The sequence below is a fragment of the Cupriavidus sp. SIMBA_020 genome (genome assembly GCF_046535395.1).
Lineage (GTDB): Bacteria > Pseudomonadota > Gammaproteobacteria > Burkholderiales > Burkholderiaceae > Cupriavidus > Cupriavidus campinensis.
The window spans coordinates 212,577-237,135 of sequence record NZ_JAWRWU010000001.1 but is presented as its reverse complement, the minus strand read 5'-3'; the positions used below and the strand labels follow the sequence as shown (position 1 = coordinate 237,135).

Here is a 24,559-nt window from a genome sequence, read left to right as displayed (position 1 = left end):
GTCACCCCTGCAAGGCCGGCACCGGCGCGTACCACGGCACGTCCGGACGGTCGCCGTAGCGGCGCACGCGGATGTTGGCCTGCTCGCCATGGCCGGCAAAGTTCTCCATATGGCACAGGCGCGAGCAGTATTCGCCGATCTCGGCGCTGGCGGCGTCCGTCGTCACGCGCTGGAACGTGCAGGTCTTCAGGAACTTGCCGACCCACAGGCCGCCGGTATAGCGCGCCGCCTTGTTGGTGGGCAGCGTGTGATTGGTACCGATGACCTTGTCGCCAAAGGCGACATTGGTGCGCGGCCCCAGGAACAGCGCGCCGTAGTTGGTCATCTGGTTCAGGAACCAGTCGGGATCGCGGGTCATCACCTGCACGTGCTCCGAAGCGATTTCATCCGCCTTCTGCAGCATCTCTTCCCGCGTATCGCAGACGATCACCTCGCCAAAGTCGGCCCAGGCCTTGCCGGCGATCTCCGCGGTCGGCAGGATCTTGAGCTGCCGCTCGATTTCGGCCATGGTGGCGTGCGCCAGCGCTTCGCTGTCAGTCAGCAGCACGGCCGGCGAGGTCAGGCCGTGCTCGGCCTGGCCCAGCAGGTCGACGGCGCAGATTTCGCCGTCTACCGAGTCGTCGGCAATGACCAGGGTTTCGGTGGGGCCGGCGAACAGGTCGATGCCGACACGGCCGAACAGTTGACGCTTGGCTTCCGCCACGAACATATTGCCCGGGCCGACCAGCATGTCCACGGGCGCGATGCTGGAGGTGCCGACGGCCATTGCCACCACCGCCTGCACGCCGCCCAGCACCAGGATCTCGTCCGCGCCCGCCATGTGCATGGCGGCGACGATCGCCGGATGGGGCTCACCGTGGAAGGGGGGCGCCGTCGCCACCACGCGCTTGACGCCGGCGACCTTGGCGGTCAGCACGCTCATGTGGGCGGAGGCCAGCAGCGGATACTTGCCACCCGGGATGTAGCAGCCGACCGCATTGACCGGCACATGGCGGTGCCCCAGGAACACACCGGGGCGGGTTTCCACCTCAACGTCCAGCATGGAGTCGCGCTGGATCTGTGCGAAGTTGCGAACCTGAGCTTGCGCAAACCGGATGTCCTCCAACTCGCGTGCTGACAGGCTGTTCATCGCCTTCTCGATGGCGGCCTGCGGCAGGCGGAAATCCTGGGGATCCCAGTTATCGAACTTCTTGCTGTACTCGCGCACGGCCGTATCGCCGCGCGCCTCGATGTCGCGGATGATGCCTTCAACGGTATTGCGGACGGCGGTGTCGTCATTGGCACGTGCCTGGACGTCACGTCCACGCTTGAGGTAACGAATCATGGGGAGTTCCGGGGTGGGTTGTGCATACGTATGCAGACTAACTTTCTTGCATTCGTATGCAAACTCAGTGTTTTCCCTAGCGATGCCCGCGTGACGGGTAAGGCTCAAGTATTCTCCGAACCTGCCGTTAGCCGTAGATCGCCCGAGGTCCTAACACTAATAACATGCTCGAAAAATCCTATTTCCCCCGACTGTTCGCCAGCGTTCTCGCAGCGAGCCTGGCGTTGTGCGGCGCCGGTGCCTGGGCCAGTACCGATCCAATGGCAGCCGAAGTGTCGGCTGCGGAGGCGGACCGGTTGTCGGACGCCTCGCCGGCGCGTCTTGTGGCGGAGCTTCAGCAGCGCATCCGTGACAAGTCTGTGCGTGAGTTGCGGGCAAGCGCCAATGGCGAATACGCCACGACCCTGATGCTGGCGGAAGACGAAGTGGTGTGCTACGTGGGGCTGCTCTACCAGAACAAGCTGTGGCGCGTGTCGCGTTTCAGCTCGCTGGCGAGCGCCGAGTCGGCGTACCGCAAGGCCACCGCGCAAAGCGCGGCCCTGGCCGATCAGGCGATCCGGCGGCAGGTCTTGGCCACGGAGCAGCGCCAGGTCGAGCGTGCGATCCAGAGTGCGGAAGCTCAGGCCGATGCCCTGGCCACGGAATTGCGTGCCGAACAGACGCAGCGTGAGCAGTTCAACGAAGACCAGAAGATGGTCCGCGCCGAGAACGAATCCCGGGAGGCGGACAACCGCAGTGCGCGCAGCCAGCTGGCGAAGCTGCGGCAGGAAATTCGTCGCCTGGAGGCATCCCTGGCGGATTCCGGCCAGAAGCTGCCGGTGCCCGAGAAAACGCGGCGCTAGCGTCATCGCCCGGCCCGGGACGACAGCTCCCAGGCCGGGCCGGATGCATCCATGGAGGGGGGAGGGGCGCAAGCCGCTCCCCCCTCATGCCATACCGCCATGTCGGTCAGGGGTTGAACGTATCCCCGAGGACCACCCCCTCGCGGCGCGGATCCGTGCCGCCCATCCACACCGCCGCGCCGCCGGACTGGCTGCGCAGGACCGTGTTGACCCCGCTCGATTGCGCGCTTATCGATACCGTATGACCCAGGGCGCGCAGGCCCGTGACCAGCGGATCGTTGCCGCCGTTGTTCGTGGCGTCGATATTCGGATGCTCGCCGCCGACGGTGGTGCTTGGGTTGTTGCTGGCGCCGAAGTCAACGAGACCCGAAGACTGCTGGGCGTTGAGCCCCCAGTCGAGCACGCCCACGAGCGTCTTCACGACGTATTGCGGGATCGTGCCGCCGCCCGGCGAGCCGGTGGCCATCAGGAAGTCGCCAATCGACCCATCGGCGGCCTGACGGAACACCATCGTCGGCGCCATCGAGCTGCGCGGCCGCTTGCCGGGCTGCACCCGGTTGGCCACCGGTACACCGCCGCTGTCAGTCGGCTGGGCCGAGAAGTCGGTCAGCTGGTTGTTGAGCAGGAAGCCATTGGTCATGTGGAACGACCCCATGCTCGATTCGACCGAGGTGGTCGCGCTGACCACGCTGCCGTCGGCATCGACGATGGTGAACTGGTTCGTACCATGCTCGATCAGCGACGCCACGCCGAGTGGCACCGAGCCGAGGTTCCCGGCCGTGGCCGTGCCCATGCTGACGGTTGGCGAGATCAACGCCGCGCGGGAAGCCAGATAGGGCTTGTTCAGCATGGTGTTGGCCGAGCCGCCGGGCAGGGGAACGAAATCGGTATCGGCCACGTATTTGTCACGGTCGGCGTAGGCCAGCCGTTCGGCTTCGCTGACGAAGTGCACGCCGAGCACGGTGGGCTTGCCGCCTTCGCCGTCGATGGCGGTCGGCTTCAGTGCGGCGAGGTCGAAGTTCTCGAGAATACCCATCGCCGACAGCACCGTGATCCCGCCCGACGTCGGCGGCGGCGCCCCGCAGATCCAGTAGGCGCGGTACGTGATGCAGACCGGGTCGCGCTGCTTGGCCTGATAGTTGGCCAGATCGGCCAGCGTGGTCTTGCCCGCGGTGATCGGCGAACCGTCCGTGGCGGCTGTCGTGCCGATCTTGGCGATGATGTCGCTGGCGATCTGGCCCGTGTAGATCGCATTGGCCCCGTTGGCGGCCATCTGCGTCAGGGTGTTGGCGTAGGCCGGATTCTTGAGCACCGTGCCGAGCGCCTTGGGCGTGCTGTCGGCGTTGAAGAAGTAGGCGAGCGCCTCCGGGTCGCGCCTGAGTGAGGTGGCATTGCTCTGGATGGCGGCGGCCAGGCGTCCGCCGATCGGGAAGCCGTTGGTGGCCAGCGTGATGGCGTCGCCGAACAGGTCCTTCCACGCGAGCTTGCCGTGCTCCTTCTGCACGCGTTCGATCAGGCGTGGGATGCCGACCGTGCCGATGGAGCGGCCGCTGGCGCGGGCGCTCGGCACGGGCGGATTCGTGTTGGTGGCGTCGTCGATATAGCGCAGATAGTTCTCGGTGGCGGCGGCGGGCGCCGATTCCCGGCCATCGTAGGCCTGCACGGCGCGCGTGCGGGCGTCGTAGTAGAGCATGAAGCCGCCCGAGCCCATGCCGGTGGCTTCCGGCACGGTCAGCCCCAGCACGGACTGTACGGCCACCGCGGCATCCGCCGCGCTGCCGCCTTTCTTGAGCACCGCGCAGCCGGCCGCGCTGGCATAGGCGTTCGACGACGACACCATGTAGGTCTTCGCATAGACCGGCTTGAGCCCCGTACGGTAGCCGGACGCTGGCTCGGGCAGGGACGGGTCGCCGGGCTGGCTCGATCCCACCACGACCGTGCTGCCGTCGTTGGCCAGTACCTGGCAACTGGTGTCGGCCTGTGGGGTGGTCGGCGTGGTGGGGGGTGTGGCTGGCTTGTCATCGCTGCCGCCGCACGAAGCGATCAGCAGGGTACTGGCAATGGCAATGGCGGTGGCCAGCGCCAGCGGGGTTTTCTGAATGTGCAACACGATCTTTCCTCCAAAACTACGACGTGAAAGAACAAGCCCGAGGGCTCGGACTGCAGTGCTGCAAGCTGGTTGGGCGTTGGCATGTCGTCGCGCACGGGCGTGCCCTGGCCCTGCTGGCGCGTGATGGACTGCGGTGTGAAACAGCGTGAAAAGCGACCCCGTCCCCCGACGGGGCGAGCTGTCGGGGGATGCGGTATCTGGAGCCGGAATCGGGAGGTGGAGCGCTACGAAGAGTCGGTGTCAGTCATGACGCGCTAGACACTTTTTATGGGGGAAGTGTCTAGCGTAGTACACAACTATCGATATGCAAGTGCGTCAAGCCACGTTTCGTGGGCGGTCAGTCGGGCGCGCCTGCCATGACCTCGCCGTAGCGCTCCATGTGGAAGTCCGTATCGCCGAACAATACGTCCACCATGGCGAGCTGCTTGAAGTAGTCGCCGACCTCCAGTTCGTCGGTCATGCCCATGCCGCCGTGGAGTTGCACGGCTTGCTGGCCGACGAAACGCGCCGCCCGGGCCACCACCACCTTGGCGCCGGCGAGCATGCGCCTGCGTGCAGCGGCATCGGTCTCGTCGAGCGCCCGCGCGGCCACGTACGCCATCGACAGCGCGAGTTCCTTGTGTACCAGCATCTCGGCCATGCGGTGCTGCAAGGCCTGGAACGTGGCGAGTGGCGTGCCGAACTGCCGGCGCGTGCGAAGGTATTCGCCCGTCAGTTCGATCAGGCGCTCCATCGCCCCCACTGCGGCGGCGCATTGTGCCGCAATGCCGTGGTCGAGACCATGTTCGAGCGCGGCCAGGCCGGCATCGGCGCACCCTACCCGCGCACTGGCTGGCACCGTCACGCCCTGCAGCCGCAGGTCGGCGCCGCGCAGGCCGTCCATGGTCGGATAGCTGGTGACGTGCAGCCCTTCGGCATCGCGCGGCACCAGGAACAACGCGAGATCGCCCTCGGGCGCCGGGAGCCGTGCGCTGACCAGATAGGTGTCCGCCGCATCGCCATGCCAGACCAGCGACTTGACGCCATCGAGCCGATAGCCGTCGCCGTTATGCACGGCCGTGGCCTGGGCGGCTTCCGGGCGATAACGCGTGCCCGGTTCGAGATAGGCGAGGGCGAGCACGCGTTCGCCGCTGGCAAGCGCCGGCAGCCATGCCGCCTGTTGCGCCGCGCTGCCATGCTTGCCGAGCAGGGCCGTGCCGACCACCGCGCTCGGGATCACGGGTTCGGACACCAGCCCGCGCCCCAGTTCCCGGTGCACCACCAACTGGCTGGCCGGCCCTTCGCCAAAGCCGCCGAAGTCGGCTGGCACGGTGAGGCCCAGCACGCCCATCTCGGCCAGCGCCGCCCAGATGCCACGATCGAACGCGCCGCCGTGGCGGGCGATCTCCCGGCGCCGTGCGAAGGGATATTCGGCCTCGACGAAACGCCGCAGGCTGTCCGCTAGCATCTGCTGTTCTTCGCTGTAGTGGAAGTCCATGACTGTGTCTCCCTTCAGAATCCGATGATCATCTTGGCGATGATGTTCTTCTGCACCTCGTTGGCGCCGCCGTAGATCGACGTCTTGCGCATATCGAAGTAGCTGGCCGCAGCCGGCGATGCCCAGTCAGGCCCGCTGACCGGCTGCACGACGCCCGCCTCGCGCCACGCCGGCGCGTACGGCCACGCGTTCGGGCCCGCCACCTCCAGTTGCAGCATGGCGATGTCCTGTTGCAGCTCGGAGCCGCGGATCTTCAGGATCGAGGCTTCCGGACCGGGGCCACGGCCACCTTCCTGCGTGGCCACGCGCAGCAGGAGCATTTCCATGGCCATCAGGTCCATCTCGAGCCGGGCGATCTTGTCGCGCATGCGCACATCGTCGATCATCCGCCGGCCCTTGCCGTCAGTAGCCTGGGTGGCGTAGTGCTTGAGCAGGCGCATCTCGCGATGGCAATGGCCGATCCCCGCGATGGACGTGCGCTCATGGCCCAGCAGGTACTTGGCGTAGGTCCAGCCACGGTTCTCCTCGCCCACCAGGTTCTCGACCGGCACCTCCACGTCTTCGAACCACGTTTCGTTGACGTCGTGGCCGCCGTCGAGGGTGGTAATCGGGCGGATCGTCACGCCGGGGCTCTTCATGTCGATCAACAGCATCGAGATGCCGTCCTGGGGCTTCGCCTCGCCATCGGTGCGGACGAGGCAGAAGATCCAGTCGGCGTACTGCGCATAAGACGTCCACGTCTTCTGGCCGGTCACGATATAGCGATCGCCCTGGCGCACGGCGCGCATCGTCAGCGAGGCGAGGTCGGACCCCGCGCCGGGCTCCGAATAGCCCTGGCACCAGAAGTCCTCCATGGTCGGAATGCGCGGCAGGAAGTGGGCCTTCTGTGCGGCGTTTCCGTACTTCTGCAGCACCGGGCCGATCATGGCCAGGCCGGTCGGCAGCAGACGCGGGGCGTCGGCGTTAAAGGTCTCGATCTCGAAGATCAGCCGTTGCAGGGCGTTCCAGCCCGTGCCGCCGTACTCGACCGGCCAGTTCGGCGCGCCCCAGCCATGCGCCTGGAGGATCCGATGCCACCGCACGAAGTCGTCCTTGCCCAGACGTTGGTGGTTGCGGACCTTGTCGGCGATGTCGGCGGGCAGGTGGCTCCGCACGAAGGCGCGGACTTCCTCGCGGAAATCCTGTTCGGCTCGGGTGAATCGCAAGTCCATGTACGGCTCCCTGCTGGCTGTTGGTCAGATCAGGGGGACGAGCATATCGGCGGGGGGCCTCGGCTACCCTCCCCGACATGGGTAGGGGCGAGGTCGAGGTGACCGATATGAAGCAGGTATCGGGATACGGCAGGCATTTTACGCAGCCGGCGACTGATGCGGTCAGTCAGCTGGCCGCCACTGGCCGGAGTCGTGGCGGACGTTGACTCTTTCGCCATGGCGCCGGACTTGCTCGGCATGCAGGGTCGCGGCGGTGGCCGGGTCAATATCGAATTTCACGTGGAGCGCCTGTTCGACAGGGGCACTTTCGACGGGAAGCTCCCAGGACAGGAATAGCTGTGTCCAATCGTGGTCCGCGGGAAAGTCGGTCAGATCGAAGCCGTGGCTGCCGCGCCGAATCACGCCATGCGGCTGGCAGGTATCGAAGATCATTACCGTCCCCCGGCGCAGGGGGATGCGAAGATCCAGCGCTGGAAAATGGACGTCCAGCCCCTTGTCCTCACTCAGGAAGAGATTGCAGAAGGCGAGGCCGCCATACTGCTCTCCATCATGGTGATACCGCGCGCCGTGGCAAGCCATGAGCGCGATGTCGTTCGACAAAGGCATGCCGAACCTGCTCGCCCAATCTGAAACCGCCTGTACACAGTCCGGGTAATCGGGCCAGCGCATGCGGGCCCGTGGCAGGGACATCGGCTCGACGTCACCGGGCTCCAGCGTCATATTGGACGCGATTTCCCGCTCCCAATCCGCGCGCAGGCGGGCGGGCGGCTCGGGAATCTCGACCGTGCCGGATAACACGACGTCACTCACACTCCGGCTGCGGATGGCATCGTCACTCCAGAAGTAGGAAATGAGGGGGACTGGAGAGGGTTGGGGGATGGGGTGCATGGCCAAGAGTGTAATGCGGCGCCCCTATTCTGCAGGGCAGCGCTTCATCGGTATTCCCGAGGATGTATTTTCATTGACGATTCAACGAAAATGGTGCTTCCGGCCTGCACGCAGGCCGCTAATAACAAGAGCCTCCGCATGTCTCGTCTCGCCTCGCTGCGTCCCGCCTTGCCCATCCTGATTGGTGCCTCGGTCATGCTGTCGCTCGCCATGGGGCTGCGGCAGAGCCTGGGCATTTTCGTGCCGCCGCTGACGCGCGACATCGGGATTTCCGTGGGCGATTTCACGATCGCCGTGGCGGTACAAAACCTTACCTGGGGCGTGTTGCAGCCGTTTGCCGGCGCGCTGGCGGTAAGAACCGGGTTCCGTCCGCTGATGGTGGGGGGCGCGTTGCTGTACCTGATCGGGCTGGTGCTGCTTGCCACGTCCCAAGGACTCTGGGCGGTGGTGCTGGGCGCCGGCGTGCTGATCGGCATGGCGATGGCTTCCACTGGCACGGCGATGGCGATGGCCGCGGCATCAAGCGCCGTGAGCCTTCAGGTGCGCAGCCTTGTGCTCGGCTGCGTGTCGGCCTGCGGCTCGCTCGGGGCGATGATCGCCGCGCCGCTGGGGCAAAGCATCGCCAGCGAATGGGGCTGGCGCATGGGCGTGGCCGCCTTTGTGCTGCTGGCGCTGGTGATGTTGCCCGCCGCCTGGTTTGCTGGCCGCACTGACACATCGCGCCAGGCGCCCGCACGGGCGCAGCCGGAGCTGAGCGGCCGTCAGGCTCTGATGGGCGCGCTGCGGCATCCGCCGTTCGTGGTCATGGCGCTGGCCTACACCGTCTGCGGGATGCAACTCGTGTTCCTGACGACGCATCTTCCCGCCTACCTCGACATCTGCGGCATGGACCCGATGCTGTCCGCCAAGGCACTCGGCATGATCGGCGGTTTCAACGTGCTGGGCAGCCTGTTCTTCGGATGGGCAGGCGGGCGCGTCAACAAGCTGCTGTTGCTCGGCGGCATCTATATCTGCCGGTCCCTCGGCTTCATCTGGTTCTTCCACACCCTGCCGACCCCGGAAAGCACGCTGGTGTTCTCCGGGGTCATGGGGTTTCTCTGGCTGGGCGTGTCGCCGCTGGTGCAAGGATGGATTGCGCAGACGTTTGGCCTGCGCTGGCAGGCGATGATCGCCGGCGTGGCGTTCTTCAGTCACCAGATCGGCAGCTTTATCGGCGCCTTTGGGGGCGGCTGGCTCTACGACCTGATGCAGAACTATGCGCTTGCGTGGAAGGTTGGCGCCACCCTGGGATTGACCGTGGGTCTGATGCAGATCGCCTTCGCGCTGCTCCCGAGAACGCCGTCCCCACATCTGGTACCCCAGGCGGAATAGACTGGAATAGGCGGCCAGAGGCGGGCCGCCTGTTCCGTCGCCTTAGTCCAGCGCGCGGTTCTTCGACTCCACGTTGACGGCGCCGATGGCGAATGCACCGGCGAGCAGCATGCTGGAGATCAGGGCCAGCGCCAGTGTGAAATGCGTGGCCATCACGGGGGCGATGATCGCGGGCGCGAACAGTCCGCCGAAGCGCGCCACGGCGCCGCAGGTGCCCATGCCCGTCGCCCGCAGGTCGGTGGGATAGACCTCGGGGGTGAAGGCATAGAGCGCGCCCCACGTGCCCAGCAGCGAGAAGCTCATGAGCAGGGTCGAGCCGACCACCACGATGGGATCGGTGCCGAAGCTGTACAGCATGCAGCCGGCCGCACTGAGCAGCAGGAAGCCGATCAGGGTGGGCTTGCGGCCCCAGCGCTCAACGCCGTAAGCGGACAGCGCGAAGCCGGGAAGCTGGACGATGGCGAGAACCACCAGGAACACCTGCCCGCGCATGAAGGCGAACCCTTCGGCGCCGAGCTTGATCGGCAGGTAGACGAACACGCCATAGTACGCAATGGAGATGAGCGCCCATGCCGCGAGCAAGGCGAGGCTGCGACGGCGCAGACTGCCCGAGAACAGCGCAAAGACCGACTTTGGCTCGACGCGCTCCGCCTGCAGCGGCGGGATGTCTACCTGCCTGCCGTTCACCTTCGCCACACGCTCCAAAACCTTGCGCGCTTCGTCGGATCTTCCGCTCCGGTTGAGGAACATCGGCGATTCCGGAATATAGAAGCGCAGGATTACGCCAATCAGCGCAGGAACGCCGGTGACGAGGAAGATCACGCGCCAGGCCTGGTCGCCATAGGCCAGGGCCGCGAGCGCCAGCAAGGCCAGGCAGATGGTGCCGAGCGCCCAGAAGGATTCCAGCAAGACCAGCCAGCGGCCACGGCGATCACGCGGCAGGAATTCCGCCATCATGGTGTAGTCGACAGGCAGCGTGCCGCCGACGCCAATCCCCGTGAGCAGGCGCAGCACCAGCAGCCAGGTCATGTCCGGTGCGAAGGCGGAGGCGACGCCGCACAGCGCGTCGATGACCACCGCCATCATCAGCACGGGCCGCCGGCCGATACGGTCTGCCAGGCGCCCGAAGAAGAACGCCCCCACCAGCATGCCGACGAAGAAGAACGTGCCGGTTTGCAGCGCCTGGGGCACGGTGATGCCGAACGTCTTGGCAATCGACGGGGCGCTGAAGCCGATGGACAGCACCTGCATGGCATCGGCCAGCCATACCAGCCCGAAGATGACGAACAATCGATACTGGAACTTGCCCACGCCCGCCGCCTCGATGCCGTTCTCCAGGGACACAGCAGCGGCCGAGGTGTGGCCAGCGGATCGATCGGAACTGTCGCCCATGGGGTGAGCCTTGCGGTACGTGGCGGAAGTCGGGGCCGCCACGGGGGGCAGGGCAGCCTCGGTGTCTTGATACGGGGATTGCATTGTCGCTCCTTATGGCGTCTTCGCCGTGCTTTGTCTACCCGGGATCTGGCCGCCGGGCGGCTCTGCGTTGTCGCAAAGTCCGCGCCAGCCGTCATGTGATCGATTGGCATCGATTCTGTGTGCTGCTTGTGCTTCTCTACGGCCTGCTTCAATGCGAGGACTTGCGGAGCCTCGCGACGGTGTCTTCCACCCCATCCCAGCGGGGCTGGTCCGGTGCAAATCGTTCCCGCAGGTAGTGCACGAGCGCACTCACCTGGGCATCGTCGAGGCTGTCCGCAAAGCCGGGCATATAGCCGATGCCGGCGTGCGGCGGTGCCGAGGCACCATGCAGCACGACCTGGATCACGTTGTCCGGGCGCGCGCTGTGCAGATTGGTGTTCAGGGCCAGTGAAGGCTTCTCGCCGAACTGCGGCACGCCGGCGTTGCCCTGGTGGCATACCGCGCACGCATTCTGGTACAGCCTGTCCGTTGTGCCGGAGAGCCGCAGGGCGGCTGCGGCGCTGCGGGCTTCTACTGCCGCCACCTGCGCCGCCGCGGCCTGCTGCGTCCCTGCCTGCGTGGGCGAGGCCGGGTTGAGCGATGCAACGTAATGGGCGATCGCGCGCACATCGCCTTCCGGCAGTTCACGCAGGCTCTCCACCACCGGGGCCATCGGGCCCGCCGCGGCACCGTGCCGGGCGGCAAAGCCGGTGCGCAAGTACTGGAACAGGTCGTCCTCGGTCCACGGCACTGGCGCCTTCGAGAGTGCCGTCAAGGCCGGCGCTTCCCAACCCTCCGCTTCGCCGCCAGTCAGATAGGCCTTGCCACCCCGCTCGCCGCCCAGGGCGTTGCGCGGCGAGTGGCACGCGCTGCAGTGGCCCAGTCCATCGGCCAGATACGCGCCGCGATTCCATTGTGCGGAGCGCGAGGTGTCCGGTACGTATTGCTCGTTGCGGTGGAACAGCATGTTCCATCCAGCCAGCAGCGGCCGGGCGTTGAACGGGAACGCCAGTTGCGTTTCGGGTGGGCGCGATACCACCGGGTCGGCGGCCATCAGGTAGGCATAGAGCGCCTGCATGTCGGCATCGCTGACCTTGGCAAACGCCGTGTACGGGAAGGCCGGATAGAGCCGGCGGCCATCGCGATGGATGCCTTCGCGCATGGCGCGCTCGAACGCCGCGTAGGACCAGTTGCCGATGCCGGTCTCGGCGTCGGGCGTGATGTTGGTGGTATAGACGGTGCCGAACGGCGTTTCGAGCGCCAGCCCACCGGCATTGCGCGTGCCGCCTGGCGCCGTATGGCACACCGCGCAGTCGCCGGCGGCGGCTACCAGCCGGCCGCGCTCGATGGTCGCCGCCGAATACAGGCCGGGCCCGGGCGGCGCCACCGGGGCGATGGGCGCGCGCCACGGCAGGACCGTGGCACACAGGCCGGCCAGCGCCGTCAGCGGGGCCAGGGTGGCCAGCAGCCAGGCGCGCTTGCGCGGCGACTTGTTCGCGCTGGGCTTGTGCTCGAGCGCCTGGCGGATCTGCCCGGCGCTGAACGGTGGCTCCAGCAGGCGCACGCCGGTGGCGTCGTGAATGGCATTGGCCACGGCGGCGGCGGCCGGCAAGGTAGCGGCGGCACCACCCGCCAGCGTGCCGACGATGTCGACACGGGTCTGCGGGGCAAGGTCGTGGCCGGCCCCGTCAGCCGCCAGGGCCGGCGAGGTCTCGGCGGGCGCGCCATCGCCCCAGTCGTCGTAGCGTTGGCCGCCGGTGGTCAGTTGCCGCGTGGCGGTGGCGATGTCGTCGGGCAGCGTGGTGGTCGGCGCCTTGGCGCGTGACGCGATGTCTTCCCGCTCATGGCCGACGGTGACGCGCGTGACGTGGATATCGCCAGTCCGGCTGTCGACCTCGACATCGGCCACCCAGGCCGACCACGTACGCGCGGGCCGGCCGTCTTCCATGTCGATCACGCTGGCATAGGCAAAGCCGCGCCCGCGCCGCACGCCTGCCGTGGCGTCGTTGTGGCCTTTCAGCGGGCCTTGCCAGCCAGATTGCTCGGCCACCCGCGTGATCAGGCCGCTGCCCGTGCGGTCATCGAGCCATTGCAGGCGCAGCGCCACGGGGTCGATGCCGGCCTGGGCCGCCAGTCCGTCGAGATGGGATTCATGCGCGAAGACCTGCCCGCGCGCGGCGATGTCCGGGGGCACGCCCAGCGGCTGCGCGGCCGATACGTCGAGGTGTTCCACGGCATACGGCGGCACCAGGCCCGGATCCACGCCGGACGCTTCGGCGTAGGGCGCGGCGCGGCCCGTCTGCGTGAGGGCGAACGGGGTGCCCGCTCCGGGCGTGGCGGTCGCTGCGATCGTGTAGGCCGACGCCGGGGCGAGGGTGGCGCTGACGTCGAGCCTCAGCTTCGGGCCGTCATTGCCCAGCTCGGCGGCGCGAAACGTTGTACGTACCGGGCGGCCGATGGCATGCGCCATCAGTGCCGCGTCGGCGGCGGCCTGACGGGCGCAGAAGGCGTCGTGCCGGGCCGGTGGGTCGGGGTCGCAGAGGATGAGGATGGACTCGGCGGCAATGTCGAGCAATGCGGCCAGCTCCAGCCGCAACGCGGCAGGCTGCGTGCAGGCGAGCCACACATGCAGCGCGCCGTGCTGCCAGTCAGCGATGGCGCTGCCGCAGGCATCCGCACGCGGGCTGGCCAGCGGCCAGCGATAGGTGGCATCGACGCGCCCGGCGCCTTGCGCCAGCACTTGCGTGGCGTTTCCGTGCGAGGTGACGGCACGCATCTGCGGCGGGGTGGTGAGGGTGTCGCGCGGTGTCTCCCAGCGGGCTTGCAGCGCCACGGCTCCGGCATGCGCCTGCTCCGGCATCGCCGCGACAACGGCCAGAAAGTTGCCACGCACCACCACATCGACCACACCCGCACAGCGGCGCGCGGCGTCCGCATCGAAGCCGGTCAGTCGGCCCATGCCCGCCGCCGGCCGCACGGCATGGCCGTGGAGCATGCCAGTTGGCGCCGCAACGTCCATCGGCTCGCCTGCGGAGGCGTTCATCCGGGCATTCATCGGATGGCCTCGATTTCCGCGTGCGCGTGGGCCTCGCGCTGCAGCACGGCAGCGCGTTGCACCGCGCGCAGGATCTCGACGTGCGTGCCGCAACGGCACAGGTTGAAGCGCAGCGCCTCGCGAATCTCGGTCTCGGACGGATCGGGATTGGCAGCCAGCAGCGCCTTGGCGCTCATGATCATGCCGTTGAGGCAATAGCCGCACTGGGCGGCCTGTTCCTCGATAAAGGCCTGCTGCACCGGGTCCGGTGCCGCGCGCGTGCCCAGTCCTTCGAGCGTGGTCACGGCCCGGCCCACGGCGGCGCTGGCCGGCACGATGCACGACCGGGCGGCCAGACCGTCGATCAGTACCGTGCACGCCCCGCACTGGCCCAGCCCGCAGCCGTACTTCGGGCCATTGCAGGCAAGGTCATTGCGCAGGACGTATAGCAACGGCGTTGCCGGGTCTACGCAGACTTCCTGCGTATCCCGGTTCACGCGCAACACGATCGGGCGGGGCGTGGCCATCAAGTGTCTGGGGGGCGTTAGTGTTGCAATTCGTGCCGGCGCCGCTCGTCCCTGAAGGGATCTGCGCGGCGCCGCTACCAGGGGCGAAACTCAGGCTGCCGCGGCAACCGTCCGGGCCGCCGGCTCGCGCAGCGGTACGGAGAATACATCGTAGCCGAAGCACCAGTCGGGGTTCTCGTTGGTACGCAGCCACGTATTGTCGTGCGATACCTTCTGAACCTTGCTGGCGCGCTCGGCACGGTTGGCCTCATAGAGCGCGAACGTATAGGTGTGGTCCTGCAGGCCGGCCTCGACGAAGCAGCGCGTGAGCATGGCGGCGTCCTCGATCGCCATGGCCGCACCCTGCGCCATATGCGGCTTCATCGGGTGGCAGGCGTCGCCCAGCAGCACCAGGCGGCCACGGCTCCAGAGCGGCAGCGGGTCGCGTTCGAGCAGCGGCCACTTGGTGACCTCCACGGTGCCTTCGATCAGCGACTGGACCCCCTGGTGCCAGCCGTCGAAGGCCGCGCGCATCTCCTCGATGCTGCTCGGCACCCAGCTCCGGCTCATGTCCCACTCGGGCTCGGGCACGCCGGTCACGTAGTAGATCTCGTCGAGCTTGCTGGTGTCGAAATACACCATCATGTGGCGGTCGTCAGACCACCACTTGGTGCAGCGGTCGTGCGTGAAGCCCTTGACGCGCGAGATCGGGAACACGGCGCGGTGCGCCACGTAGCCGGTGTACTTGGGCGGCTCGGCGCCCAGCAGGTGCTCGCGGATGCGGGAATTGACGCCGTCCGCGCCGATCACGATGTCGGCTTCCTCGACCGTGCCGTCCGTGAACGTCAGCTTCACCACGTTGCCAAGGTCTTCCACGCGTTCCAGCTTCTTGTTGAAGGCCAGGCGGGCCGGTTCCACGGCGTCGGTCATCAGGGCGTGGAAGTCGCCACGATGCACGGTCAGGTAGCTCGCGCCGTAGTGCGACAGCGCGTAGTCGCCCAAGGGGATCTGGGCGATCACCTCGCCGGTCTTCCAGTCGCGGCTGTACCAGTAGTCCGGGTGGCAGCCCATCTGGTTCATCGCATCCTCGATGCCGATGCGCCGCAGGATCTTCATGACATTCGGCCCCACGTGAATGCCGGCGCCCAGCCGGGAGAAGCCTGGCGCCTGCTCATACAGCTTCACGTTGAACCCAGCACGCTGGAGCAGGGCGGCCGCTGCCGTCCCACCCAGGCCTGCACCAATAACCGCGATCCGAGTATTGCCTTGCACGACGTCTCTCCTGAAGTTGGTCTGTCACCGTGAAATCGAGTGTACACACCATAAAAATCCAAGTAAAGATGACTTTTGCCATGCCTATGGAAAACCCTGATGCAAGTTCGTCATATTTAATTCAATGCCCACGAATGGCGAAATAATGCGCCAATAGCGGGATTCATTCATTCAGAAGGCACTGAATGAGTGCGTGTTTCCGGGTGATAAGTCTTGTTGTAAAAATAAGGTGTGTACACTAGAATTTGCTGAAAGGCGCCAAGGCGTGCGCCATAGGTCCCGCCCAGCAGAGGCGGATGGGTAGACAGACAACACAGTCGATGGAGTCACAAGTGCAGAAAGTTTTCCGGATCGGTCAGATCGTCCCGAGTTCCAACACCACCATGGAAACCGAGATCCCCGCCATGCTGGCCGCCCGCCAGCTGGTGCGCCCGGAGCGTTTCACGTTCCATTCCAGCCGCATGCGCATGAAGACGGTCAAGAAGGAAGAGCTGGCCGCCATGGATGCCGAATCGGACCGTTGCGCGCTGGAGCTCAGCGATGCCCGCGTCGATGTGCTCGGCTATGCCTGTCTGGTTGCCATCATGTCGATGGGCCGTGGCTACCACCGCCAGTCGGAGGTGCGTCTGAAGTCCCGCACGGAAGAGAATGGCGGCCTGGCGCCGGTGGTGACCAGTGCCGGGGCGCTGGTCAATGCGCTGAAGGTGATCGGCGCCAAGCGGATCGCGCTGGTCGCCCCCTATATGAAGCCGCTGACCGAACTGGTGGTCGACTACATCGAGCATGAGGGCTTCGAAGTGGTGGAGTGGCGTGCACTCGAGATCCCGGACAACCTGGAGGTCGGCCGCCATGACCCGTCCCGCCTGCCGGGCATCGTGGCGGAGATGAATACGAAGGATGTGGACGCCGTGGTGCTGTCCGCCTGCGTGCAGATGCCGTCGCTGCCGGTGGTGGAGAAGGTCGAGGCGATGACCGGCAAGCCCGTGATCACGGCCGCGATTGCCACCACCTATGCGCTGCTCAAGGAACTGGACCTCGAGGCGGTGGTGCCGGGCGGCGGCACGCTGCTGTCGGGCGCCTACTAGGAAGGGGCGCGGCATGAGCACTTTCCTGTACGGCGGCAACGTCCACGCGAACGGCATCCGCCAGCACTACCTGCGCTACGGCGGCGCCGGCGCTGGGCGCGAAGGGCGCGACGCGGTGATCATCATCCCGGGCATCACCAGCCCGGCCATTACCTGGGGTTTCGTCGGTGAGCGTTTTGGCGAGCGATTCGATACCTATGTGCTCGATGTGCGCGGACGGGGCCTGTCGTCGGCTGGGGATTCGCTCGACTACAGCCTCGATGCACAGGCGGCGGACGTGGTGGCATTCGCCCAGGCGCTGGGCCTTGCGCGCTACCAGATCGTCGGCCATTCGATGGGTGGCCGCATCGGCATCCGGGCGGCACGTGCCCGCCCGGCCGGGCTGACGCGGCTGGTGATGGTCGATCCGCCCGTTTCTGGGCCGGGGCGGCGCCCCTATCCGGCGCAACTGCCGTGGTATGTCGATTCGATCCGCCTGGCCGTGCAGGGCACCGATGCAGAAGGCATGCGGGCCTTTTGCCCCACCTGGACCGAGGCGCAGCGCCAGTTGCGCGCCGAGTGGCTGCACACCTGCGACGAGCGCGCGATGCTGGCCAGCTTCGAAGGGTTCCACGTCGATGACATCCACGCCGACTTGCCGCACGTCGCGGTACCGACGCTGCTGATCACCGCCGCGCGCGGCGACGTGGTGCTGCCGGCTGACGTCGAGGAGTTGCGCACGCTGCGCCCGGGCCTGCTCGAGGTACGGGTGCCGGACGCGGGTCACATGATCCCGTGGGACAACGAAGCCGGCTTCTACGCGGCATTCGGCGATTTTCTTGGTGCACCGCTCGCAGGCTGAGCACAACCCGCAAGGAGCCAAGCATGGCTGTCAGTGACTATGACCTGACCTGCGCGTGGAAGCAGGTCCTTACGTTGTCGAAGCTGGAACCGGGGCAGACCGTGACGGTGCTGACCGGCGCCGACACGCATCCGCAGACGCTGCGCACCGCGCTGGTGGCCGCCGCCTCGATGGGCGCGATCGTCAACCGGCTCGACCTGCCGCCCGTCAATGGCGAGAAGGCGCTGAGCCGCGATGCGCTGGCTTATCTCGGCACCACGCCGTTGACCGGCAATCCGGCGGCAATTGCCGCGCTGAAGGCGAGCGACCTGGTGCTGGACCTGATGACGCTGCTGTTCTCGCCCGAGCAGCATGACATCCTGTCTACCGGCACGAAGATTCTGCTGGCAGTGGAACCGCCCGAGGTGCTGGCACGGCTGGTGCCCACGGAAGCCGACCGGTCGCGCGTGAAAGCCGCGACCGAGCGCCTGTCGCGCGCCCGGACGATGCACATCACGTCCGAAGCCGGCACCGACCTGCATTGCGTGCTGGGCGAATTCCCGGCCATCAGCGAGTACGGCTTCGTCGACGAGCCGGGCCGCTGGGACCACTGGCCAAGCGGCTTCGTCCTCACCTGGCCCAATGAAGGCGGCACGAGCGGCCATCTGGTGCTCGATCGGGGCGACATCCTGCTGCCGATGAAGTCCTATGTGCAGGAGCCGATTCACGTGACCGTGAAGGACGGCTACGTCACGCACATCGAAGGCGGTCTGGACGCGGAATTGCTGGCGGACTACATGGCGTCGTTCAACGATCCCGAGTCGTACGCGATGTCGCATATTGGCTGGGGCCTGCAGCCGCGCGCGCGGTGGTCGACGCTGGCGATGTACGACCGCGAGGCCACCATCGGCATGGATGCCCGGGCGTACGAAGGCAACTTCCTGTGCTCGTTCGGCCCGAACAACGAGGCGGGCGGCAGCCGGACCACCGCTTGCCATATTGACATGCCGCTGCGCCATTGCACCGTCAGCCTCGACGGCGAGCCCGTGGTGGCCGCTGGCAAGGTGCTGGACGGCGCGCCACGAACCGAGATGGAGTTTGCCCATGCATGAGGAAGTCCAGACCTACCGCCGCCAGGGCTTTGGCACGGCGATGGCGCCGAAGGCCCCGTACGGCCTGCTGATCATCGATTTCGTGAACGGCTTTGCCGACCCGGCCGTGTTCGGCGGCGGCAATATCCCGGAAGCCATCGCCAACACGCAGCCGCTGCTGGCTACCGCGCGCGCCCAGGGCTGGCCGGTGGCCCACAGCCGGATCGTGTTTGCCGACGATGACGCCGATCACAACATCTTCACGCTGAAGGTGCCGGGCATGCTGACGCTGAAGGAAGACGGCCCGGCCAGCCAGATCGTACCGTCCCTGGCGCCGGCGCCCGGCGAACTGGTCGTGCGCAAGACGGTGCCGTCCGCGTTCTTCGGCACGTCGCTGGCCGCGTGGCTGGCGCAGCGCGGCGTGCAGACGCTGCTGGTGGCCGGCTGCGTGACCAGCGGCTGCGTGCGCGCCAGCGTAGTCGATGCGATGTCGCATGGCTTCCGCCCGCTGGTGCTGTCCGACTGCGTGGGCGACCGCGCCATCGGGCCGCACGATGCCAACCTGTTCGACATGGAGCAGAAGTACGCCACGGTGATGCCGCGTGACGCCGCCCTCGCGGCGATCGGCGCGACGGTGCAGGCGGCTGCCTAAGCGGTGCGACGCGGGCGCCCGCGCGGCCGGCGCGGCGTCTGCGTGGTGCTGACGGCGGGCACTTCCACGGCGTGGCACACGGCGTTGAGCACGGTGCGCTGGATCACATCGCGCCAGTGGGTCACCGCCGGCGCGCTCATGATCGGCTCGCCGAGGAAGGCGCTGAGCGTATGATGGTTCGAGTTGTAGAAGTAGCCGAGCGACGCGATGATCAGGTACACATCGCGCGCGGTGAGACCGGGCTGAAACACGCCAGCATCGAGGCCACGCGCCAGGATGCCGTCGAGTACCGACAACGCGTATCCCGAGATCTCGTTGAGCCGGCCGGACTTCCTGGCATGGCGGGCGCGGCTCAGGTTCTCGCTGTTCAGGATGGCGACGAACTCGGGGTGATCGAGGTAGTAGCGCCAGACGAAGTCGACCAGCTGCGTGAGGGCGCGCACCGGGTCTTCGGGGTCCAGTTCCAGGGCCTGCTCGGCTTCATTGAGCTGCAGGTAGATGGTCTCCAGCACTTCGATGAACAGCTTTTCCTTGCTGCCGAAGTAGTAGTAGATCATCCGGTCATAGGTATTGGCCAGCGACGAGATGGTCTCGATGCGTCCGCCGTCGAAGCCGCTCTGGGCGAAGACCTTGATGGCGGCCTTGAGGATCTTGGCGCGCGTATCCTGGGCCTGGCGGGCACGGGTGCCCGGTCGGGCAGGCGCGGGGGCGATGTCGTTTGGCATGCTTGCCGTAGTCTGGAGAAACCAGCAGTGCGCTGGCGAAATGGCGTGGTTGCAAGTATAGCCGTGTGGTTCCTTGCGCCCGCCCGTTCCGCCGGCCGTGTATGCCGCCCGGCGCGGCAAGGACGAATGATCGATGCATAAGACTTCGCGGACTCCGCGCGCATTGCGTGAGGCACTGTTCCAGGAACGAGGCGTGCTGCTGGTCACGCGGCCCGCTGCGGCCGCGCCGCGGCCATCGCCGGGACAGCCGGGTGCCGCCTCCGATTTCGTATCCGATCTGCCGGATATCTTTATCGCCATCCGCGCCAACGGCGAGATTCTTGCCTTCAACGGCCACGTCGACCTCGGCACGGGCATCCGGACCTCGCTGGCGCAGATCGTGGCCGAGGAACTGGAGGTCGAGCCCGCGCAGGTGACGATGGTGCTGGGCCATACCGAGGCCACGCCCAACCAGGGGCCGACGATTGCCAGTGCCTCGATCCAGATTTCAGCCCTGCCGCTGCGGCGTGCAGCGGCGCAGGCGCGCGCATGGCTGGTGGCACGCGCCGGCGACGCCGCGCAAGTGGACGTGGCGAGCCTGCTGGCCGGCGAGCAGGTCCAGCTGACGCTGGCCGACGATGTCAAGACCAAGCCCGTGGAGCAATACCGGGTGGTGGGGCGGAGCGCGCCGCGCGTCGACATTCCCGCCAAGGCCACCGGCGAACTGACCTTCGTCCACGACGTGCGCGTGCCGGGCATGCTGCACGGCCGGGTGGTGCGTCCGCCCTATGCGGGGCGCGACAGCGGCGACTTCGTCGGCACCAGCCTGATCGCGGTGGACGAATCGTCGATCGCCAATGTGGCCGGCGTGGTGCGTGTGGTGGTGGAGGGCGACTTCATCGGCGTGGTGGCGGAGCGCGAAGAACAGGCCATCGAGGCGGCCCGGCGGCTCAAGGTGCGCTGGAAGCCGGCGCCGGCGTTGCCGGATCTCAACGCGCCGGAAGCCGCCTTGCGTGCCGCCCCGGCCCAGCGGCGGGAATTGCTCGGCACTGGCGACGTGCAGGCGGCACTGGCGGAAGGCACCCATCGCCTGACCCGTACCTACGTGTGGCCATATCAGATGCATGGGTCCATCGGCCCGTCCTGCGCCGTGGCGGACTGGCACGACAACCGTCTGACCGTGTGGTCCGGTACGCAGAACCCGCATGTGCTGCGGATCGACATGGCGCGGCTCAGTGGCCTTGACGAAGGGGCCATCGAGATCGTCCGGATGGAGGCCGCCGGCTGCTATGGCCGTAACTGCGCCGACGATGTCTGCGCCGATGCGGTGTTGCTGTCGCGCGCGGTCGGCCGCCCGGTGCGCGTGCAGCTGACCCGCGAGCAGGAGCATCTGTGGGAGCCGAAGGGCGCCGCGCAGCTGATGGACGTGGAGGGTGGCGCCACCGCCGATGGCACGCTGACCGCCTATGACTTCGTGTCACGCTACCCATCGAACGATGCCCCCATCCTGGCGCTGCTGCTGACGGGGCGCGTCTCGTCGGCGCCGCGCATGCTGGAGATGGGCGACCGTACGGCGGTGCCCGCGTACGGCTATGGGGCACTCCATATTGCCTGTGACGACACCCCGGCGATTGCGCGGGCGTCCTGGCTGCGCGGTGTGTCGGCGCTGCCCAACACCTTCGCGCACGAATCCTTTATCGATGAACTGGCGCACGCGTGCGGCGCCGATCCGCTGGCCTTCCGGCTGCGCCATCTGCCCGACACGCGCGCGCAGGAACTGCTCGTGGCGCTGGCGCAGGCTGCCGAATGGCGGGAAGGTGCGCGCGGCTCGCGCGGCAAGCCCGATGCCAATGGCCTGCTGCACGGCCGGGGTATCGCCTATGCCCGCTATATCCACAGCAAGTTCCCCGGCTTCGGCGCGGCATGGGCGGCATGGATCGTCGATGTCGAAGTCGATCCGCAGACCGGCAATGTGCGCGTGACGCGGCTGCATGTGGGGCAGGACACCGGCATGATGGTGAATCCTGACGGCGTGCGCCATCAGATCCACGGCAATGTGGTGCAGAGCCTGAGCCGCGTGCTGCGCGAGCAAGTACGTTTCGATGGCGTCGGCGTGGCCAGCCGGGAGTGGGGCAGTTATCCAATTGCGGCATTTCCCGACCTGCCGGCCATCCAGGTGCTGCTGATGCCGCGCCAGTCGGAGAGCCCGCTTGGGGCCGGCGAATCAGCCTCCTTGCCCGGTGCGCCGGCGATTGCCAATGCTCTGTTCGATGCCACGGGCCTGCGCCTGACGCACGCGCCGTTTACGCCGGAAGTGGTGCGCCAGGCGTGCGCCACCGCGCGGGTACCGGCATGACATTGCGCACCCCGTGACCACGGGGTGCGGTCCCTCCCTGACGTCAGAACTTGTGCCGGATGCCCATCACGGCGCCGAACTGGTTCGTGCCGGCGGCGCCGATGGCAGACGACGCGCCATTGAGGCCGATGCGTGAGCCATCGTCATTGTTGATGTACGCCACCTGGGCATACACATCCGTGCGCTTCGAGAACGCATAGTCGAGCAGCAGCGATGCGCTCCATGCGTCGCCATTGCCGCGCCGGTCGTTCAGCAGGTAGCCGGCACCGCTGAGCGATAGCGCCGGGGTGAGCTGGTAGCCGGCGCCGATCCAGAACAGGTCCGCACGCCGGGCCGGCACGGCCGCCGTGGCACCGATGTCGCCGTTGAGCCAGCGGTAGCCCGCATAGACCTTGGCATTGGCAAACCGATAGCTGCCCGCCACGGCCAGGCGACGATCCTTCTGCGACGGGTTTTGCCCGGTGATGCCGGAGGTGCCCTGTTGCTCGTCATAGATCACCGTGACGCCGGCATTGCCGACGTTGTACTCGAGGCCGCCGCTGATCGCACGATCGCTCTTCGCGTCGCCCGGCACTTCCGACGCCACGGCGCCGCCAGCCAGCGAGGTACCGCGCGCGAACGCGTAGAGCCCCGTCACCGTCAGTCCGCCGAACTTGCCAACGTACTTGGCCGTGTTGTCGTAGCGGCCCGCCGTCATGGCATCCATCATGAAGATCGAGTAGCGCGGCGAGACCGCCATGGCGTCGTAGTTGATCAGGATGTCATAGAGGATGTTGTTCTGCCGGCCCAGCGTTACGCGGCCGTACTGCGAGGACAACCCCGTGAAGGCCTGGCGCCCGAACAGGCGCCCGCCCTGGGCAGCGGTGCCGGCGTCGAGGTCGAAGCCGTTCTCGAGCACGAACAGGGCCTGCAGGCCGTTGCCAAGGTCCTCGGTGCCCCGGATGCCCCAGCGCGAGCCAGACAGGTTGCCCGATGTCATGCGGGTCAGGCTATGGTTGTTCGCATCGGCATGGGTCAGGAACTCGATACCGGCATCGGCAACGCCATACAACGTGACCGATGACTGCGCCTGCGCGGCGCCGCTGACGCCAAGGGCCAGAAGGATGGCCGCCAGCGCGGTGTGGCGGAAGGTGGATTGTGGTTGGCTCATATTGGTTGGATGTTCTCGTGCGGTTGCCGCCAATCCCCGATCGACAGCGCGCAGGTAGCCAACGCCTGACGGCTGGCGTCAGGACGCAGGGACGAACGCGCTCTCACGGGGGCTGGCTTGCGCCCGTGTGGCAACGAAGGACTACGGGAAAGGTTGGGGGAATCTGCCTGCTGAAGTCCAGGCGGTGCCCCGGAAGGTCAGTCGACGAGCAGGTTGATCTTCGTCGCGAATTTCTGCCAGCGGTCGATGTCGGTCGTCACCAGCTTCTGGAATTCGGCAGGCGTGCTGGTGGTGGTGGCAAAGCCGAGCTGCGCCAGGGAAGCCTTGATCTCCGGCTTGGCCATCGCCTTGGCAATTTCGGCGTTGAGTTTCTGCACGATCTCGGGCGGGGTGTGCGCGGGGGCGAGGATGCCGAACCACTGGTCCACATCGTAGCCGGGCACGCCGAGCTCGCTGACCGTCGGCACGTCGGGCAGGAACGGCGAACGGGTCTTCGACGTCACGGCCAGCGCGCGCAGCTTGTTGCTCTTGAGGTAGGGCACGGTGTTGGTCAGCGTATTGACGCTGACGTCGGCCTGTCCGCCGAGCACGTCGGCCATGGCGGGCGCGCAACCCTTGTACGGCACGTGCAGCATGTCGACCTTGGCCGAGACCTTCAGCAACTCACCCGCCAGATGCTGGGGCGTACCGTTGCCACAGGACGCGTAGCTGGGCGGGGCGCCGCTCTTGCCGGCCGCCAGCAGGTCATTGAACGTGCGGATCTTCGAGGTGTACGGCACCGCGATCACCGAGGGCACCGAGGCGAAGGTGATGACGGCGCTGAAATCGGCCTTCGGGTCGAACTGCAGCTTCTTGAACACGCTCGGGTTGATGGCGAAGCTGCTGTTGACGATCAGCAGGGTGTAGCCATCGGCCGGGCTCTTGGCCACGAACTCGGCGCCGATATTGCCGCTGGCGCCGGGCCGGTTATCCACCACCACGGGTTGGCCCATCGACTTGCCGATGTCGGTGCCGATCAGCCGCGCCAGGGCGTCAGTGCCGCCTCCGGCCGGGAACGTCACCACGATGCGGATGGGTTTCTGCGGGAAGGTGCTCGCCATGTTGGCCTCGGCGCGCCCGGGCAGGGTGCCTAGGCTGCCTGCGACAAACAGGAGCGATGCCAGACTGCTGACGACGGATAGGGGTCTCATGGGGATTTTGCCTCGTCGGTT

The 24,559-nt window shown here is 66.9% G+C and carries 19 protein-coding genes; 7 read left to right on the top strand and 12 right to left on the bottom strand.

Translation table 11 applies throughout. The annotated features are described in order from the left end of the window. Nucleotide 1 precedes the first annotated feature (1 nt). Entirely contained in the window at nt 2-1,324 is a 1,323-nt protein-coding gene (gene hisD, locus SB751_RS01080; protein WP_144195657.1) for a histidinol dehydrogenase, read from the bottom strand. 164 nt (nt 1,325-1,488) lie between these two features. On the opposite strand from hisD, the gene SB751_RS01075 reads away from it, so the two are divergent. Continuing rightward, nucleotides 1,489-2,166 (top strand): DUF2968 domain-containing protein, encoded by a 678-nt coding sequence (locus SB751_RS01075; RefSeq protein ID WP_144195655.1) that lies wholly within the window; start codon nt 1,489-1,491, stop codon nt 2,164-2,166. 106 nt (nt 2,167-2,272) lie between these two features. Here the strand turns inward: SB751_RS01075 and SB751_RS01070 are convergent, their stop codons facing one another. From SB751_RS01070 to SB751_RS01055, 4 genes are all read right to left on the bottom strand, one after another. After that, entirely contained in the window at nt 2,273-4,267 is a 1,995-nt protein-coding gene (locus SB751_RS01070) for a gamma-glutamyltransferase family protein (RefSeq protein WP_377731486.1), read from the bottom strand. A gap of 346 nt (nt 4,268-4,613) precedes the next feature. Continuing rightward, the gene (locus SB751_RS01065; RefSeq protein WP_144195653.1) at nt 4,614-5,753 is read right to left on the bottom strand and encodes an acyl-CoA dehydrogenase family protein; all 1,140 of its coding nucleotides are present in this window, start codon (nt 5,751-5,753) and stop codon (nt 4,614-4,616) included. A gap of 14 nt (nt 5,754-5,767) precedes the next feature. Further along, nucleotides 5,768-6,964, bottom strand: a complete 1,197-nt coding sequence (locus SB751_RS01060; RefSeq protein ID WP_211944066.1) for an acyl-CoA dehydrogenase family protein — start codon at nt 6,962-6,964, stop codon at nt 5,768-5,770. 162 nt (nt 6,965-7,126) lie between these two features. Further along, on the bottom strand, nt 7,127-7,852 hold the full coding sequence (locus SB751_RS01055; RefSeq protein ID WP_250025352.1) for a hypothetical protein: 726 nt from the start codon (nt 7,850-7,852) through the stop codon (nt 7,127-7,129). A gap of 138 nt (nt 7,853-7,990) precedes the next feature. On the opposite strand from SB751_RS01055, the gene SB751_RS01050 reads away from it, so the two are divergent. Beyond that, a complete protein-coding gene (locus tag SB751_RS01050) occupies nt 7,991-9,223 on the top strand; it encodes an MFS transporter (protein ID WP_144195649.1) in 1,233 nt (410 codons plus the stop codon). A gap of 42 nt (nt 9,224-9,265) precedes the next feature. Here the strand turns inward: SB751_RS01050 and SB751_RS01045 are convergent, their stop codons facing one another. The 4 genes from SB751_RS01045 to SB751_RS01030 form a co-directional block, all read right to left on the bottom strand. Then, entirely contained in the window at nt 9,266-10,615 is a 1,350-nt protein-coding gene (locus tag SB751_RS01045) for an MFS transporter (RefSeq protein WP_144196260.1), read from the bottom strand. A gap of 232 nt (nt 10,616-10,847) precedes the next feature. Then, entirely contained in the window at nt 10,848-13,721 is a 2,874-nt protein-coding gene (locus SB751_RS01040) for a c-type cytochrome (protein WP_250025237.1), read from the bottom strand. Between the two features lie 8 nt (nt 13,722-13,729). Next, complete coding sequence (locus SB751_RS01035; RefSeq protein WP_144195645.1) at nt 13,730-14,239, bottom strand: (2Fe-2S)-binding protein; 510 nt, start codon at nt 14,237-14,239, stop codon at nt 13,730-13,732. Nucleotides 14,240-14,329: 90 nt separating this feature from the next. Continuing rightward, nucleotides 14,330-15,490, bottom strand: coding sequence for an FAD-dependent monooxygenase (locus SB751_RS01030; protein WP_410747725.1), 1,161 nt, complete (start codon nt 15,488-15,490; stop codon nt 14,330-14,332). A 332-nt stretch (nt 15,491-15,822) separates the two neighbouring features. Here SB751_RS01030 and SB751_RS01025 point away from each other — a divergent pair, with 332 nt between their 5' ends. From SB751_RS01025 to SB751_RS01010, 4 genes are read left to right on the top strand one after another with little or no spacing between them, the layout of a single operon-like run. Next, complete coding sequence (locus tag SB751_RS01025; protein ID WP_144195641.1) at nt 15,823-16,575, top strand: Asp/Glu racemase; 753 nt, start codon at nt 15,823-15,825, stop codon at nt 16,573-16,575. Nucleotides 16,576-16,588: 13 nt separating this feature from the next. Then, nucleotides 16,589-17,416, top strand: coding sequence for an alpha/beta fold hydrolase (locus tag SB751_RS01020; RefSeq protein WP_144195639.1), 828 nt, complete (start codon nt 16,589-16,591; stop codon nt 17,414-17,416). Between the two features lie 23 nt (nt 17,417-17,439). Further along, complete coding sequence (locus SB751_RS01015; protein WP_410747724.1) at nt 17,440-18,507, top strand: 2,5-dihydroxypyridine 5,6-dioxygenase; 1,068 nt, start codon at nt 17,440-17,442, stop codon at nt 18,505-18,507. After that, entirely contained in the window at nt 18,500-19,138 is a 639-nt protein-coding gene (locus SB751_RS01010; RefSeq protein ID WP_144195635.1) for an N-carbamoylsarcosine amidohydrolase, read from the top strand. Before SB751_RS01015 ends, SB751_RS01010 begins: the two co-directional genes overlap by 8 nt. Here the strand turns inward: SB751_RS01010 and SB751_RS01005 are convergent. Then, nucleotides 19,135-19,863, bottom strand: a complete 729-nt coding sequence (locus SB751_RS01005) for a TetR family transcriptional regulator (RefSeq protein ID WP_144195633.1) — start codon at nt 19,861-19,863, stop codon at nt 19,135-19,137. The genes SB751_RS01010 and SB751_RS01005 overlap by 4 nt on opposite strands. 133 nt (nt 19,864-19,996) lie before the next feature. Here SB751_RS01005 and SB751_RS01000 point away from each other — a divergent pair, with 133 nt between their 5' ends. Then, complete coding sequence (locus SB751_RS01000) at nt 19,997-22,198, top strand: molybdopterin cofactor-binding domain-containing protein (protein WP_410747723.1); 2,202 nt, start codon at nt 19,997-19,999, stop codon at nt 22,196-22,198. Between the two features lie 43 nt (nt 22,199-22,241). Here the strand turns inward: SB751_RS01000 and SB751_RS00995 are convergent, their stop codons facing one another. Both SB751_RS00995 and SB751_RS00990 read right to left on the bottom strand, forming a co-directional pair. Next, nucleotides 22,242-23,348, bottom strand: coding sequence for a porin (locus SB751_RS00995; RefSeq protein ID WP_144195629.1), 1,107 nt, complete (start codon nt 23,346-23,348; stop codon nt 22,242-22,244). A gap of 197 nt (nt 23,349-23,545) precedes the next feature. Then, on the bottom strand, nt 23,546-24,538 hold the full coding sequence (locus SB751_RS00990) for a tripartite tricarboxylate transporter substrate binding protein (protein WP_144195627.1): 993 nt from the start codon (nt 24,536-24,538) through the stop codon (nt 23,546-23,548). Between the last annotated feature and the right edge of the window lie 21 nt (nt 24,539-24,559).